The sequence below is a fragment of the Enterococcus sp. DIV1421a genome, assembly GCF_051711025.1.
Classification (GTDB): Bacteria; Bacillota; Bacilli; order Lactobacillales; family Enterococcaceae; genus Enterococcus_B; species Enterococcus_B hirae.
In genome coordinates this window covers 617,463-632,417 of record NZ_JBIOLU010000001.1, presented here as the reverse complement: position 1 = coordinate 632,417, position 14,955 = coordinate 617,463, and the positions used below count along the sequence as shown (strand labels likewise).

General features: G+C 35.9%; 13 protein-coding genes. 2 read left to right on the top strand and 11 right to left on the bottom strand.

Annotated features, from left to right (window positions below; translation table 11 throughout):
• Nucleotides 1-188: 188 nt before the first annotated feature.
• The 4 genes from IGK21_RS03000 to IGK21_RS02985 form a co-directional block, all read right to left on the bottom strand.
• Nucleotides 189-1,097 (bottom strand): IS3 family transposase, encoded by a 909-nt coding sequence (locus IGK21_RS03000; RefSeq protein WP_197538272.1) that lies wholly within the window; start codon nucleotides 1,095-1,097, stop codon nucleotides 189-191.
• Nucleotides 1,088-1,771: a helix-turn-helix domain-containing protein gene (locus IGK21_RS02995; RefSeq protein ID WP_034700759.1), complete on the bottom strand. Its 684-nt coding sequence runs from the start codon at nucleotides 1,769-1,771 to the stop codon at nucleotides 1,088-1,090. Before IGK21_RS02995 ends, IGK21_RS03000 begins: the two co-directional genes overlap by 10 nt.
• A 115-nt stretch (nucleotides 1,772-1,886) precedes the next feature.
• Nucleotides 1,887-3,743: an ABC transporter ATP-binding protein/permease gene (locus tag IGK21_RS02990; RefSeq protein ID WP_181914826.1), complete on the bottom strand. Its 1,857-nt coding sequence runs from the start codon at nucleotides 3,741-3,743 to the stop codon at nucleotides 1,887-1,889.
• Nucleotides 3,727-5,703 (bottom strand): ABC transporter ATP-binding protein/permease, encoded by a 1,977-nt coding sequence (locus IGK21_RS02985; RefSeq protein WP_181914825.1) that lies wholly within the window; start codon nucleotides 5,701-5,703, stop codon nucleotides 3,727-3,729. Before IGK21_RS02985 ends, IGK21_RS02990 begins: the two co-directional genes overlap by 17 nt.
• Before the next feature lie 82 nt (nucleotides 5,704-5,785).
• Here IGK21_RS02985 and IGK21_RS02980 point away from each other — a divergent pair, with 82 nt between their 5' ends.
• Nucleotides 5,786-6,616 (top strand): MerR family transcriptional regulator, encoded by an 831-nt coding sequence (locus tag IGK21_RS02980; protein WP_010719950.1) that lies wholly within the window; start codon nucleotides 5,786-5,788, stop codon nucleotides 6,614-6,616.
• Between the two features lie 409 nt (nucleotides 6,617-7,025).
• Here the strand turns inward: IGK21_RS02980 and aguA are convergent, their stop codons facing one another.
• The 3 genes from aguA to ptcA all read right to left on the bottom strand — a co-directional run bounded on the left by aguA (nucleotide 7,026) and on the right by ptcA (nucleotide 10,750).
• Nucleotides 7,026-8,123 carry an agmatine deiminase gene (aguA, locus tag IGK21_RS02975; protein ID WP_034699699.1) on the bottom strand — a complete coding sequence of 366 codons (1,098 nt, stop codon included), beginning with the start codon at nucleotides 8,121-8,123 and terminating at the stop codon, nucleotides 7,026-7,028.
• The gene (locus tag IGK21_RS02970; RefSeq protein WP_034699696.1) at nucleotides 8,077-9,495 is read right to left on the bottom strand and encodes an APC family permease; all 1,419 of its coding nucleotides are present in this window, start codon (nucleotides 9,493-9,495) and stop codon (nucleotides 8,077-8,079) included. Before IGK21_RS02970 ends, aguA begins: the two co-directional genes overlap by 47 nt.
• A gap of 235 nt (nucleotides 9,496-9,730) precedes the next feature.
• Complete coding sequence (ptcA, locus tag IGK21_RS02965) at nucleotides 9,731-10,750, bottom strand: putrescine carbamoyltransferase (RefSeq protein ID WP_034699693.1); 1,020 nt, start codon at nucleotides 10,748-10,750, stop codon at nucleotides 9,731-9,733.
• Nucleotides 10,751-11,021: 271 nt separating this feature from the next.
• Between ptcA and IGK21_RS02960 the strand changes: the two genes are divergently transcribed.
• On the top strand, nucleotides 11,022-11,957 hold the full coding sequence (locus IGK21_RS02960) for a response regulator transcription factor (RefSeq protein WP_034699687.1): 936 nt from the start codon (nucleotides 11,022-11,024) through the stop codon (nucleotides 11,955-11,957).
• 368 nt (nucleotides 11,958-12,325) lie between these two features.
• Here IGK21_RS02960 and IGK21_RS02955 read toward each other — a convergent pair whose 3' ends face one another.
• From IGK21_RS02955 to IGK21_RS02940, 4 genes are read right to left on the bottom strand one after another with little or no spacing between them, the layout of a single operon-like run.
• Complete coding sequence (locus IGK21_RS02955; RefSeq protein ID WP_010719955.1) at nucleotides 12,326-12,730, bottom strand: PTS sugar transporter subunit IIA; 405 nt, start codon at nucleotides 12,728-12,730, stop codon at nucleotides 12,326-12,328.
• Between the two features lie 37 nt (nucleotides 12,731-12,767).
• Nucleotides 12,768-13,577, bottom strand: a complete 810-nt coding sequence (locus tag IGK21_RS02950) for a PTS system mannose/fructose/sorbose family transporter subunit IID (protein WP_010719956.1) — start codon at nucleotides 13,575-13,577, stop codon at nucleotides 12,768-12,770.
• Nucleotides 13,564-14,460, bottom strand: coding sequence for a PTS mannose/fructose/sorbose/N-acetylgalactosamine transporter subunit IIC (locus tag IGK21_RS02945; protein WP_010719957.1), 897 nt, complete (start codon nucleotides 14,458-14,460; stop codon nucleotides 13,564-13,566). Before IGK21_RS02945 ends, IGK21_RS02950 begins: the two co-directional genes overlap by 14 nt.
• Before the next feature lie 12 nt (nucleotides 14,461-14,472).
• Nucleotides 14,473-14,952, bottom strand: a complete 480-nt coding sequence (locus IGK21_RS02940) for a PTS system mannose/fructose/N-acetylgalactosamine-transporter subunit IIB (protein ID WP_010719958.1) — start codon at nucleotides 14,950-14,952, stop codon at nucleotides 14,473-14,475.
• Nucleotides 14,953-14,955: the final 3 nt, after the last annotated feature.

Below are 14,955 nucleotides of genomic sequence, written 5' to 3'. Positions count from 1 at the left end.
GACAACTTTTGGTTGGCTCCCCGTCAAGTGGACACGGAAATATAATAAAATTTTTAGAGAGCTGTTTGCTAATTTTGTGGCAAACAGTTCTTTTGTTTTTCATTGTTTAAACCTCGGCTGCGCTTGGTTGGCGTATCCCTCAGATGTGCGAAACAAAGGACATTTCACCCATCTAAGAGATACGATTATTACGCTGCCATTAAAAGCTGTTGGTGAACTTGTAATGGCGTTTTGGATTTCAAGCATCGTTGATAACGGCCATTGTTATAGTAGTTGATGTAATCTTCGATCATCGATACGAGATCTTCGCGTCTTGTAAATTTACGACGATAGTATTTTTCACGTTTCAATGTTCCCCAGAACCCTTCCATTGGCCCATTATCAATACAATGGGCTACACGAGACATGCTTTGTTTCATCCCTTGATTTTTGATTTTATTTCTCATGTTTTTACTGGTGTACTGAAACCCTCGATCGCTATGGAATAGCGGATGAGCCACAGGTTCAAGTCGAATCGCTTCGTCAAAGGTATCAAAAACCAACTTATTATCATTTCTATCGCTAATGACGAAAGAAACAATACGCCGATCTGCTAAGTCTAGAATGGCACTAAGATAAATTTTTTTTACTTGGTTTCCTAGAGTGTACTTGAATTCACTGATATCAGTTAGCCATTTTTCATTTGGTTTATCTGCATGGAAATTTCTATTTAGATAGTTCTTGGCAATATGATAAGGATTATTGGACGCTTTAGTAATTCCGCTTGGCTGGTGTTTGACGGTAGATTTAATTTGAAGACTACGACAAATCCGCAAGACTCTTTTGTCATTGACGTGCAAACCAAAGTTTTGAACCAAATCGTCACGGATTCTCCGATACCCCTTGTCGTTATCTGCTTCATAGATGTATCTTATTAGGTCTGCCAGGTGCTCGTTAAAGATAGTTTGAGCTGATTTTGGTTGCTTTAACCAACGGTAATACGCTGATCTGGAGACGTGTAAAAAATCACACATTAATTTTATCGAATAATTTTTGAGATCATGGAGTTCCTTAATTGCTTGGTATTCAAAGATATGACGGATGAGGTCTAGTCCCACTTCCTTTCTAACTCCCTGACTTTTTTTAAGAGGTCATTTTCCATTTCTAACAGTTTAATTTTGCGTTCTTGTTCAGCCAGTCGATCACGCATTTCTTCTTCTGGTGTCCGACTGGGTTCTGTTCCAGCTCGATGTCCTCGACGATCTTTTAAGCCGGCTTCGCCCATTTCCTTATATTTTAGTACCCAATTACGTACTTGTTGGTACGATACCTGATACTTGATAGCCGTTTTGCCATAGTTATGATCATGCACAATACAATAGTGGACAATTTCCACCCGTTCTTTGAAGGTTGTTTTTCTTGATTGACTCATTTGACTTCCACCGCTTTCTGTTTTGAAGTTTCCATGAGTATTATATATCTTTATCCAATTTCGTAGTTGTTTAGACTGTCTTAGTCCGTATTTCTTAGTAATTTCCGACAGACTCCCTAAACCATTTAGGTAATCATTTACAGCCTGAATCTTTGTTTCAATCGTATAGTGTGTATTCTTTCGTCTTGCTAATAAGCCAGTAGGCCCCTCATTCTCATAAAGCATAACCCAGTTACTTAAAGCAGCCCAACTAATGCCTGCAGTGCGAGCTAGGCTGGTCATACTGTCTTCACCATTCAAATAGCTTTCTACTAGTTCTACTCGTTTTTCTGGAGTGAGTTTCATCTTTCTTTTCGGCATACAAAATCCCCCCTATACAGGACTTTTATATTTCAGTGTCCTATATAGGGGGAGCATATCATTTTGTCTCAGTCCCAGACTCTTAGTCAGTACTATATTTCTAAAGTTAAAGATCTTATTTTTTTAAAGCCAGACTAGGTGATAGGTTGACCAATCGATAATTAACAAAACCAGTTATGCCAAAAACTAAACCAATATTTACTAACACCAAAAGCAGCCCTAGTTGAAAATTAAACTCTAGATTATAACCAAAGTTATGGCTATATACAGTATTAAAAATAAGAAGCCATATACTACTAAATAAGACGGATAGTAGACAAAATAGAACGGTTTCTCTTCTCAATATCTTAGAGATATTTCTGGTACTATATCCTAAGCAACTTAGTATACCAACTTCAGAATATCTAGTGATAGAAATTCGATAGATTATAATAAAACTAACAGAGATAAATAGGAGTAAAAGTAAATTGGATAATATGGTGAACAACTTTATAGTATCAGCAAAACTATTTTTAAAAGCACGAATGTCTTTTTCCTTAGTGTATATATCGTACCCCTTACTTTTCAGCAGGCGATGAATTTTGGGAATGTCCTCAAAATTTTTCACACTAAACGCTATAGCAGAAGCCTCACCTTTAGCTACTTCTTTATAAATTTTCTTTTCCAGCTTCGTACTCATTGTAAAGTTATCAAAAGTATCGTTTGAGATACCACTCACTTTCATTTTTATTTTATGTTTTTGTCCCTCCTTATCAAAGTATTCAAAGTCAACGTACTTTCCAACTAATTGATTAATATTCTTACTCAAAGACGAGGCAACACTTAAAGATAGACTGATTTCATTCCTATTATCTTTAGGCATGTCCCCATAAATCATCGAAAGATTGGAAGAAATCAACGTTGGCGATTTAGTATCTAAGTGTTTATTCTTATGATCATATTTAAGATGAATATTTTGGAGATTATATTGGTAATACACATCCTTAACGTTTGGTAATGTTTGTAAATAAGTAAGCCCTTCAGATAAAGGCTTTTTTGAAAAAGCAATTGATCCTTTACTATAGTAATCATTTTTTTCTTTAAATGACTGTATTTCATTTTTTATTGTATTTTTTATTCCTAACGTTGAAATAAAAGAGACCGTTCCTAATGAAATCAATACGATAGCAAGTAAATTTTTTAAAAAATGTATTCTAAAATTCCTGATTGCTATCCAAAAAAGTAATTTTGAGTTGAGTTTTGGGACAATCTCTTTAGCTTTTTTCGCTGTGAAAGTCTGACTTTCCTTACTATAGTCTAATTCATATCGCTCTTTTTCTTTAACTATTTCTATTGTATGATTTTTTAAACAGACTATTTCATCGGCGTACTTTGAAACTTTTTCACTATGTGTAATAACAATCACGGTTCGATTCCTTGCCAACCTTTTTAGTATCTTCATGACACCATCACTATTTAATTCATCTAAAGCAGCCGTTGGTTCATCTGCAAGAATTATTTTAGGATCGTTCATTAAGGCTCTCGCTATAGATGCTCTTTGTTTTTGACCACCGCTTAACTTATGGACCATTTGATTTGCCTTGTTTTTTAATCCCAGTTCCGTTAATAAATTCAATGCTTTTTCGATTTTCTCTTCTTTCGTTAGTTCAGAGTCTAAATGTGCCCCCATTATGACATTTTCAAGTACTGTATATCCATTTAAGAGATGATAATCTTGAAAAATAAATCCCACATTGTTGAATCTATAATTAGACAAGTTTTTATTTGAGAAATTTTTTTCCTTAAAACATAAATTTTCAATTTTCCCATCATAATCTATGTCTAAGCCTGCTATTAAATTTAATAATGTTGATTTACCAGCTCCACTATTCCCTAATACACAAGTTAACGTACCATCTTTAAATCGATAATTGGCATGTAGTAGTATATCCAAATCTTTGTACTTTTTACTGACATTATTTAAGTAAATCATTCGAATCACCTTGTTTCATTTTATGAGTAGGATTAGTTTTAAGAAATAATAAGTAGGATAGGATACTGATTATTATTGATTGGACAAATGGTAGCAACAATACCAAAACTAAGTTATTAGTAGATACTATATATATACTAAATAATTTTTGACTTAAAAGACTAAGCATTGGGAAAGTTATCAGAAATAGAAGAGAAGACATTATTCCAAGTATAAAGTATTCTGAAATGATTAAACTTAAAATATTTTTATTACTGAAACCATTGAATTTGAAAAAACGAAATTCACTTTTCTTTATATAAAAATTGAACAAAGCCAGAACAATACTAATTGTTAGTGACAATACAAAGAATATCAAACTGATGGTAACCCCTTGCTCCTCATTTTTCTTTCTCAATCGGAGCATATCTTCAATCATGCTAAAATCTCCAGAAGGTTGTAAACCTGATTGTTGTAGTTTATTCACGATAGGTAAAATATCATCTAATGTTTTTGCTCTTACGTTATAACTTATCGATTTCTCAATGCCTGCTTGTTGGCGCATTTTTTTGATAGCTTCTACACTAAACAACAACGGGCCATCCGTTAGTTTCCCGTCACGTCTTCCTAAAGTGCTGGTAATTGCTCCACCTTTAGGATTATTTTCAATGACTCCCACTACTTTTACATCATTTAATGAGACCTTTGATCCTGTAATTTCATTGCTTCCCATCTTTGGATTTACGTCTATAAGTCCTGTCATATTTAAGTTTTTCCCGATTACGTCGGTGGGTTTTAGACCTAGTAAATCCAGTAACCGTTTAGGAACAGCCACTTCTATTTCTCCAATTGAAGGGTATCTTCCAGCTATCAATTTCGTAATTGCAGGAAAGTTAAAGCTATCCTTCACTTCATAATTTTTAATCAAATCTCCTACGTTTAGTTTCAAATCACCCACTATTTCCAAGGGTGCCACAAAATCTACTCTGGGATCATCTTTTAATAAATCTACTGCTCCTGAAGTATCTTGTTTTAGAGAACCAGAAGGACCACCACCTGTCGATTCTTTTGACAAAGAAATATCTTTGATCGTCTCTCCTCTTTCTTTAACGAGACGGCTAAAATTATCATCTTGTTTTTCTTTTATTTCCCCACTCAAATTAATCAACATAAAAAAGGAAGAAAGTATGAGTAAAATAATCGTTAATATAGAATATATGGATGCGCCTTTTAGAATGTTAAAAGATTGAGAGATACAATTTTTTAAAGATAAATAAGGAGGTTTATTCAATCGATTGTTTTTCCCATCATCTTTTGAGTGTTGTTTACTTTGCCCTACTAATTTTAGTTGTCCTTGCTCCATGCTATAGACATTTGCGTCTTTTTCAATTAAACCTTTATCATGAGTGACTATTATCACTATTCTTTCTTTAGCGATTTTTTTTAGCTCCGTCATTATTTTATTAGCAGCTAAAAGATCTAATGCTTTAGTTGGTTCATCTGCTATGATTATTTCTGGATCTTTTACTAATGCTCTAGCTATCGCTACTCGTTGTTTTTGTCCGCCAGATAATTTTGCCACTTTCATTTTAGCTAATCCAGATATTCCTAGTTCCTCTAATACCTTTGCTACTTTCATTTTTCGTTCTGCTTTATTTAAGTTCGATAGGCTTAGAACTAAATCAATGTTACATTCTACACTTAAGTATTCTATCAATTGGTAATCTTGCCAGATAAAACCGATTGAATTGTAATAATAGTCGGATAGTTCTTTTTTCGTAAAACGTTTCATCGACTGATTGTTAAAATAAACATCTCCTTCAAAATTTTGATCCATACCACTAATGATATTTAATAGTGTTGTCTTCCCACTACCCGATGGACCGTAAATAAAATTGAGGCCTTTTTGGAAATCTCCTGATAAATGATTCAATACTATTTCATTTCCAAATACTTTTTTTATTTCGATTAAACTTAACATAAGAATCTCCTTTTATAACGAATTTGGGTTATTGCTCTGCTAGAATAAACTGTAACGTTACGTTACATTCAAGGAGGTAATTATGAATAATTATTTAACAATCAGTGAATTTGCAAAATACGTCAATTTAAGTAGAAGAACCTTAATTTATTATGATCAAATTGATTTATTCAAACCAAAAAAAATATCTACTCATGGTTATAGATATTATACTTGTGACCAATGCTTTGAATTAGACGTTATACTAACCTTGAAATTTCTTGATGTACCTTTAGAACAGATTAAATATTTTCTCGATAATCGAAACATGGATGACACGCTGACAGAATTTAAAAAGCGAAAAGAAATTTTAGATGAAAAAATCAATGACTTAAAACATATGCAGACGTTTTTAGAAAATTATATCGATCGGTATACAACATTGAAAAATATAAATTTTGATATAATTACTCATTCTTATAGAGAAGAAGAATCTTTTATTTGTTCTGATTTAATGCATTCTCATTACTACGACTCCATCGATTCTTTATCTAGTTATAGTGATTTTTATTTATCCTTAGATCAAAAAGATTTATTTAATGGCTATCCTATAAATTTTTTAGTAGAAGATTCTATTTTTTCTGACATTCAAAAAACTCCTTTTAGGTCACTAATTAAAATAAACAAGGAACAAAGTCATCTTTACGACGCAGAGAAAATTATAACCAGATCGAATGGAACATATGTCTCTTTCTTCATAGAGGATTCCAATTATAATAAGCAAGAAATCAATCAGAAACTACTGAACTATTTTCAAAAAAATAAATTTATTCCAGAAAGATTTTTTTGGAAAATATTATGGCAAGATGAAATTACTACCACGATTCCTGAAAAACGTGTATTTGAAATCTTGATACCTGTAAAAAAGAATTAATCGTTTACTGAAACTAAGAAAGTTCCTTATTTCCCCTTCTTAAAACAACCTCTTAAAAATGATTCGATTTGTATATATATGCATTATTGTTTTAAAATATACTTAAAAGGTACCTAGGAGATTTTTATGGGCTTGGGAAAACTATGAAAAGATCTCACCCACATCTGGCTTCCTCTAATGGTTGAATCACCAAGCTGATCGTCAGCTAATGATAGTTAATGAAACAAAAAAAAGAGATTGGGACAAAAGTTGTCTCAGTCTCTTCTAGTATCTCTAAAAACGAATAAACGGCCGTCATTGATCAGGTCAGTAATCGAATTTGCTGCTTTGGGCTTTGGTCAATTGTTCATGAGCAGCGTCGCCTAAAATTCCACCCAATGCGATGACAATTTTTGAGATAAGCCTCCACCTATCTTTGCGGTTGTTGTTGTGTGATACAGTGAATATTTCCACCACCGTATACGATCTCAACTGTATTTACGCCTACGACTTCTTTATCTGGAAAGAATTCTGCTATTTCCTCAAGTGCCAGCGCATCATTTTTATCTCCATACTGAGGAACGATCACACCGTTGTTCGTGATCAGAAAATTCATATAAGAAGCAATACAAATGTCGCCATCTTCACGTGGCATCGTTCCTTCTACGTAATCGATCTTGAAATCCCCATTGATCGTGACATTCTCTACTGGGCAACAAAGCTTATGAACTTTTAATTTGCGACCTTTGGCATCGGTCATTTCATTCAAACGCTTGTAAGCAGCTTGAGCCGCTTCATAAAATGGGCTGTTTTGATCTTCAGTATAGATACAAGCCACTTCTCCGGGACGAACAAAACATGCCACATCATCCACATGCCCATTGGTTTCTTCCGGATCGATCCCGTCACCTAACCAAAGTACTTTCTCACAGTTTAAGTAGTCACATAATTTTTGTTCGATCTCTTCTTTTGTCATATGAGGATTCCGACCTTCACTCAATAAACACATCTCAGTCGTTAAAACAGTGCCTTCTCCATCAACATGAAAGGAGCCCCCTTCTAAAATAAAATCCTCCGTTCGATACGAATCCACGTGCTCGATTTCACAGATCTTTTGTGCAATCAAATCGTCTTGATCCCAAGGGAAATACAAGCCATCGACTAATCCGCCCCAAGCATTGAATCCCCAGTCATTGCCTCGTAATTCACCATTGTCGTTGATGACAAAGCTAGGACCACAGTCACGAATCCAAGCATCGTTGTTCGACATTTCATAGACAGTGATGTCGGCAGGCAATTGACGACGGCAGTTTTGATATTGCTGTTGCGACACGACCACATTCATTGGCGTGAATTTGCTGATCGCTTTTGCAACTTCGGCAAATGCTTCTTGAGCCGGTTTGCCTCCATCACGCCAGTTATCCGGACGCTCTGGCCAAATCATCCATACTTTCTCTTGTGGTTCAAACTCTCCAGGCATTCTAAACCCGTCTTGTTTCGGTGTGGTCTTTTCGATTCGCTTTGCCATGATACAGCACTCCTTCTTTTTTGATTTTTTTGATCCAGATAATGATTTCACCAACGAGGGCAAATATAATTGCTCCAATCGTGATTGGTAATTGCTGACTCAGCGATTCAGCATCAAACTGCAAAGGAATCGCTGTGAAAATCAATGAGATCACGATCATGATCATCGGTAGTGCGACTAATACCTTCAAGAACAAGTCGCTGCCGCTCACCTTGAAAGGTCGAGGTGTTTCTGGATCGATTTTGCGCAATTTATAAAACGCAGGAAAAACAGGTACATATGATAGTAGGAACATTACTAGGTTCAACGAGAAAAATGCCCAAAATAAATCTTGATTTGGTAAAATTGGTGCGATGATGACAACGATAGAAGCAACAATACCATTCATAATCGCCGCACCAGTAGGCATGCCGTTTTTTTTGCTGCGTTTGGCAAATACTTTCGGCATATCGTCATTTTCGGCTGCATAACAAGCAGTATTGTTAACCCCTAACGACCAAGAAATCATATTGCCAAACAATGTCAGTAAGAATAAAAAGGCCATCGAAATAATGAACCAGCCGCCTGTTGATCCTGTCAATAACTTAAAACTATCCATCAATCCACTGCCTGTACTAATCTGATCCGTAGGAATTGCTACACCGATCCCGAATGCAGAAAAAATGTAAATGGCTGCAATCACCAGTCCACCGGCAATGATCGATTGAGGGATTTGCTTTTTAGGATTTTCCATATCATTCGCGAATGTACAAATCACTTCGAATCCTAATAAGTTAAAAATGATTACTGAAATAAAGGACAAACTCTTTAAATTGAAACTTGGTAGCATGGAAGAAAGAGTAAACTCATTCGCCACACCCTTAGTAAACGCAGTATAGAGACCTAAGCCACCGATCAAGATTGCCAGCAGCATTTTGATAACAGCTGCTCCATTCAAAATCCACACACTGTCACTGACCGGATAAAAACTGATCCAAACAATGATCCATATAAAGATCAGTTCGATCATGATAGCAGCAGCTGTTGAAAATTCGCTGCCTGTGATCGTCATCAATAAATCAGGGCAGACTACTGCTAGAGAAGCTAACCACAGTGGATAATTGATCCAGTAATACCAAGAAACGCGAGATCCCCAGCGATGTCCGAAGGCTTGTGTCACCCAATCATAGATACCTCCATCACCGATATAAGTTGTTCCTAACTCTGACGAGATCAATCCATAGGGCAAAAGGAATGCAATCAATAAAAAGATCCACCAAAAAAATTGTGAATTTCCGATTGCTGCTACCGGTGCAGCCGCTTCTGCCACAAATACAACACAAATAACAGATAATATAGCACTCATCAAACTAAATTTTTTCTTTTCTCCCATTGTTTTCTTCCTTTCCGGTACAAGGGAATAAGGTTGGACCAACGATTGAACGATTCTTGCAACCAGCGGACTCATCTCACATGAATCCTGGTGTGGCATAAAAGCTGCATTAATGTGAGATCAAGATTCTGCTAGAAAGAATCGATTTTCAGATCGTTAGCCCTCCTCTAGAACAGAGACAATCCTCACGCATCGTCATGATACGCAGATTATTTCCTTTCCTCATCTCTTGCGTCTAAAATGTTTCACCTAGCAAAGCTTCCAAGTCTTTTTTAGCCGCTGCTTTTTTGGTCTCATCGATTGGATTTTTTTCCGCATAATCCCGCATCAAGTACACTAAGAGACCGCGAATCGAAGTCAACCGATTTTCTGCTTCATCAAAACAGATCGAGTTCGGTCCATCCATGACTTCATCTGTGACTTCTTCCCCACGAGTGGCAGGCAAGCAGTGCATAAATTTCGCTTGTTCCCCAGCACGTTTCATCAGGTCCGTATTCACTTGGTATTTAGGATAAAAAATACGCATGCGTTCCTCTTCTGATAGTTCAGCTTCATACAGTCCATACCAGACGTCTGTATAAACAAAATCCGAACCTTCAATAACATCGATTTGATCGGATATCGTATAGGAGCCGCCAGAATCTTTGCAAATTGCGTCTAGTCGGGCGCGATGGTCTTCGTTTAACTGGAACCCTTCTGGTCCAAATTGAACGAATTCCATTCCCATTTTTGTTGCAATCAATCCTAAAGAGAAACAGACTTGTGTGGCATCTCCAATAAAGGAAACCTTGCAGTCTTCAATTTTTTTGCCTGCTGGAAGATGTTCGATCATGGTGCAAAGATCGCCAATTTCTTGCGTTGGGTGGTTGAAGTCAGACATACCGTTAATAACTGGGATCGTGGCATTCGTTGCTAAGTCATACACACTATGATGACGTTCCACACGAGCCATCAAAATATCAACTAAACGAGAAAGAACTCGGCTCGTGTCTTCTATCGTTTCATGACCACCCAATTGAATTTGCCCTGGTGCTAGATATTCTGCGTGCCCCCCTAATTGTGTCATTGCTGTTTCAAACGAAACCCGCGTTCTGGTAGAAGACTGTTGGAAGATCATCCCTAACACTTTGTTCTTTAGCAAAGGAGGATAAAAACCATTCTTGATGGCCGCTTTGATTTTCAATGACAGGTCAACAATTTGTTGAATCTCTTCCTTCATGTAATTTTCAGTTGTAATAAAATCTTTTTTTCCCATAATGAAACCCCCTAAGTAATTTGTTTGCTTTGCATCTTCACTTTAGGAAAAAAAGTGAGAGTTTACGATAAGCTATTGATTGTAAACGTTATCATTGTCGATCTATACGTGCTACAGGCTGGTTTATTTTTGGATATAAACCATTTATTTTCCAAGGGTTTACAAAAGTTTAGAAGGAAGTTTATAGGAATTAAAAGTAAAGATAAAAAAATCGGTGTTATAATTAAAATAAGAAATTTGAGGTAAGGAAAAAAATGAAAGGGGATTCAATATGATAGCTATTTTTGTTTACAACATTCTATTGATCATTCTATATTCAATCACGATGACTTTTGCTATTTATGCTTATTTAAAAGAAAAAAACAACTTATTTCTCTGGATCAGTTTGTATTTGGCATTCTTCATTTTTGATAACACGATTATTTATATGACGGAGTTCCTCAATTCCTTTGCACAAAGTTATGATCAAGCATTTATGAGTGCGCCAGCAGTTAAAACGATTATTTTTATGGGAAACGCCTTTTTTTCCATTTCTATTCTTGCCGAACTACAAAAAGAAAAACTTTCCCCTCTCCATTATGCTTTACTGCTTGCTTTGGCTGTTTGGATGATTACCATCCCACTGATGGATAATTCAGCCTTTAAAGTCTGGCTCTATTATCTGGGCAATCAACTCTTCCTGTTTTACCTAGGAATTTATTGTTGGCGAGGAACAAAAAAGGATGTACCTTTGCTGAACAAACACTATTTAAAGCAATTGATGTTCATCAATCTCTTCTTTAGTATTTTGATCATTATTGAAGATAGTTTCGTGATTTTCAATGTCGATCAATATAGCTCCTTAGTGACAAAAATTTATAATCGTAGTGTCTCAGAGGATATTTTTTCGATTGTTATATGTGTTTTATTACTGCACTTCTTTATCAAAAAATATCAACCTCAGAAAGAAAAAACACAAAAGCAAGACACCTCTCTCTTGATTCAAGACTTTTGTCAGGATCACCAGTTTACTCAACGAGAAACGGAAATTTTTATATTGCTACTGTCACATCGAACCAATCAGGAAATTGCTGACCAGCTCTTTCTCTCATTAGGAACGGTTAAAACTCATGTCCACAATATTTTTATTAAACTTGACATTAAAAAGCGCACGCAAATTATCCCCCTTTTTGAAAAGTATAAAGAAGCCATTGAGTCAACCGTTTAAAAAAGTCCTGAAAGTATCCCTTCCAAGTTCTCAGTCTGTAGACGAGTCTGGGACATTAATCAGAAAAAATCTAATTAATGTCCCACTTTTTTATGCGGTTAATCATAAAATAAAAAAATGGAGAATGAGACAAAAGCGGCATCTTCAAAAAATTTTGATGCTGAACACTTTTTTCTCAATCTTTCACCAATCATTCTAGAATTTCTCTTTGCCAACATCATTTGACAAAGGGTCTCTTTTTTGTCCAAAATTTTGAACAAAACTAGATAAAAAGACATTCCAAACTCAAATTACAAGTTTGAAATGTCTTTTATCTATAGTCTGATCAGAGAAATATTTCTTTGGCTTCATCACTCATATATTTTATCTTACTCATCTTCATCATCGTCATCACTGAAAATCCGTCCATTCACATAACAAATGTTACTTGTAGCAGATTCGATTAATGAAAGTTCTGTTCCAATTAATTGACTGTTAATGAAGTCAATCACCATTGGCATGTTCATGCCTGCGTATAAGTCAATTACTTGACCCTCGAGAATTATTTTTGAAACTACATTACACGGAGTGCCACCCATTAAATCTGCTAATACTACGAAATCATCTAAATTGGCAATTACTGTTTCAAACTTTTCACGAAAATCTTCCGCTGATTCAGAAGGAAGAAGGCTTACTGTGTGAATACTTTCCTGAGGCCCCATTATCATTTCTGTACTTTTTTTCAATTCTTCACAGAAAAGTCCATGACTAATTAAAACTAATTGTTTTCCCATTGAACCACTCCTCATCACTAATTGGAATCAGCCTGACTTATTTTGAAATCACGCCTAAAGCTGATAATGCTACACAAACCACTAATACTATGAAAATTGCCTTAGTAGAAGTCATATTCTTTTTGCCAAGCATCCAATAAATTGCTGCAACGATACCGGCTGGTAATAATCGTGGTAAAATCATATCCAGGTTGTTTTGCATGTTTAACGTCACATCACCAATACTTGGTGCCCAAGACAATTTTACATTAATCATGGTAGCGACCAACGCTCCAACCATGAAGACCCCTAACAAAGTTGCAGCATCTGTCAAGGCAGTTAAGCGATGTTGCATCGTGGTAACTAAAGAGATTCCTTCACGATAAGCAAATTCTAATTGTTTCCAACGGAAAATCATAACAGCGATTTGTGCGATAATCCAAATAAAAATTCCAGTTGGGTTGCCATTAATTGCCATATTGGCTGCTAAGGCTCCAAAAATTGTTGGAATTAACGCTGCGAAAATCGAATCACCAATTGCTGCAAAAGGCCCCATCAACCCAGCTTTTAAACCTGAGACAGTGTCTTTACCATCAATACCTTCCTTTTCCTCAATAGCCAAGTCAATCCCAGTAACGATAGTATTGAAGAAGTTTGATGTATTAAAGAATTGTGTATGAGTTTTCATCATTTCTTTTAATTCAGGAGAATTATCACCATAAAGCTTGCGTAATTGCGGCAGAATTGTATAAAGATAGCCTGATCCTTGCATCCGTTCATAGTTCCAGCCTAATTGGAAAGTAAACAAGCTTCTGCGATTGATCTGCTTAAAGTCTTCCTTCGTTAACTTATAATTAGATTTCGTCATCTTCAATCTCTCCTTCATCTGAATCATTCGATGTAACATCTTTAGGTGCTGGTGAATGTGGTATCAGCTGTCCATTTTTGTAACTGATGGCTGCTAAAGAAAATCCAACTAGTGCAATTGCTAACATTGGAAGTGAATTAAATATTCCTTCGAAATTCTTCACAACCCCTGCAACACCCGTTCCTAAAACCTGCATGTTAGTAAAGACGGTTCCTAGTAATGCCGTTAACGTAAATCCTAAAATTAGGTAAGGGAAATGCTTTTTAACTGGCAAGTAACGTAGTAGAATAGCAAAACCGACAGCTGGTAAAACTGCTCCAGCTACTGATAATCCATCGCCTAACCACTTCAAATCACCATTTAGCACGGCTACCACTTGTTCTACTAGTCCTCCTCCAAATGCTAATGCTAGAAAAACGGGAATCATACGAGAAAGTGACCAAGAGAGGGCTCCCATTAAGAAATTACGTTCGATCCCTTTGTAGTTCATATCTTCAACTAATTTATCAATGCGATGCGCAAAATACGTATTCGCAAAACGGGCTAATATATCTAATTGAATCATCAAGCTAGCTACTGGTACCGCAATTACGGCAATTGCTTGCTCTGGGTTCATTCCTAGCGCTACTGAGAAAGCTGTCGCTAAAATCGTTCCAGAGTTGGCATCAATTTTTGATGCACCCCCAAAGGTACCAACACCAAGTACAGTCAATTGCATACTACCACCAATAATAAGTCCTGCTTTTAGATCCCCCATCACTAGACCAGCAAATAATCCGGCAAAAACGGGTGCACTCAACGATGAATAAATTTGTAACTCATCTAAAATTTGATACCCTGCGTATAATGTTAATAATAAGATCTGCCACCATAAGATATCCATTTATTTATCCTCCTATTTCGCTAACAAAGCCATAAAATTTTCTGCTTTATCACTTGGAACCATCTGCGCTACTAAGCGAACACCTTTAGCCTGTAATTTGTTAAATACTTCTACATCTTGATCAACCACATTGATTGATTTAGTAATGGACCGTGTTTCATTCGTCTGTGACATATTCCCAACATTAATTTCTTCAATTGGGACTCCTAATTCTACCAACTTCAATAAACGATCCGGCTCCCGAGCAATAATCAATAATCGTTGAGAATCATATTTTCCTGCTAAAATATTATTAGCAGCTTTTTCAATCGGCAATACACTTAATTTAACTCCTGGTGGAGTTGCCAGCTTTAATCCACTTTTTTCAATATCATTTTTTGCAACTTCATCATCTACAACCATAATCCGTGTGATGTTCAACTTGGTTGTCCATAAGTTGGCTACTTGTCCATGAATTAAACGTCCATCAATTCTTACTCCGATAATACTCATTGT

Bases quoted from the DNA above. Each gene is read 5' to 3' on its own strand.
- IGK21_RS02995 (WP_034700759.1), bottom strand. From the start codon at position 1,771: ATGCCGAAAAGAAAGATGAAACTCACTCCAGAAAAACGAGTAGAACTA.
- IGK21_RS02990 (WP_181914826.1), bottom strand. From the start codon at position 3,743: ATGATTTACTTAAATAATGTCAGTAAAAAGTACAAAGATTTGGATATA.
- IGK21_RS02985 (WP_181914825.1), bottom strand. From the start codon at position 5,703: ATGTTAAGTTTAATCGAAATAAAAAAAGTATTTGGAAATGAAATAGTA.
- IGK21_RS02980 (WP_010719950.1), top strand. From the start codon at position 5,786: ATGAATAATTATTTAACAATCAGTGAATTTGCAAAATACGTCAATTTA.
- aguA (WP_034699699.1), bottom strand. From the start codon at position 8,123: ATGGCAAAGCGAATCGAAAAGACCACACCGAAACAAGACGGGTTTAGA.
- IGK21_RS02970 (WP_034699696.1), bottom strand. From the start codon at position 9,495: ATGGGAGAAAAGAAAAAATTTAGTTTGATGAGTGCTATATTATCTGTT.
- ptcA (WP_034699693.1), bottom strand. From the start codon at position 10,750: ATGGGAAAAAAAGATTTTATTACAACTGAAAATTACATGAAGGAAGAG.
- IGK21_RS02960 (WP_034699687.1), top strand. From the start codon at position 11,022: ATGATAGCTATTTTTGTTTACAACATTCTATTGATCATTCTATATTCA.
- IGK21_RS02955 (WP_010719955.1), bottom strand. From the start codon at position 12,730: ATGGGAAAACAATTAGTTTTAATTAGTCATGGACTTTTCTGTGAAGAA.
- IGK21_RS02950 (WP_010719956.1), bottom strand. From the start codon at position 13,577: ATGACGAAATCTAATTATAAGTTAACGAAGGAAGACTTTAAGCAGATC.
- IGK21_RS02945 (WP_010719957.1), bottom strand. From the start codon at position 14,460: ATGGATATCTTATGGTGGCAGATCTTATTATTAACATTATACGCAGGG.
- IGK21_RS02940 (WP_010719958.1), bottom strand. From the start codon at position 14,952: ATGAGTATTATCGGAGTAAGAATTGATGGACGTTTAATTCATGGACAA.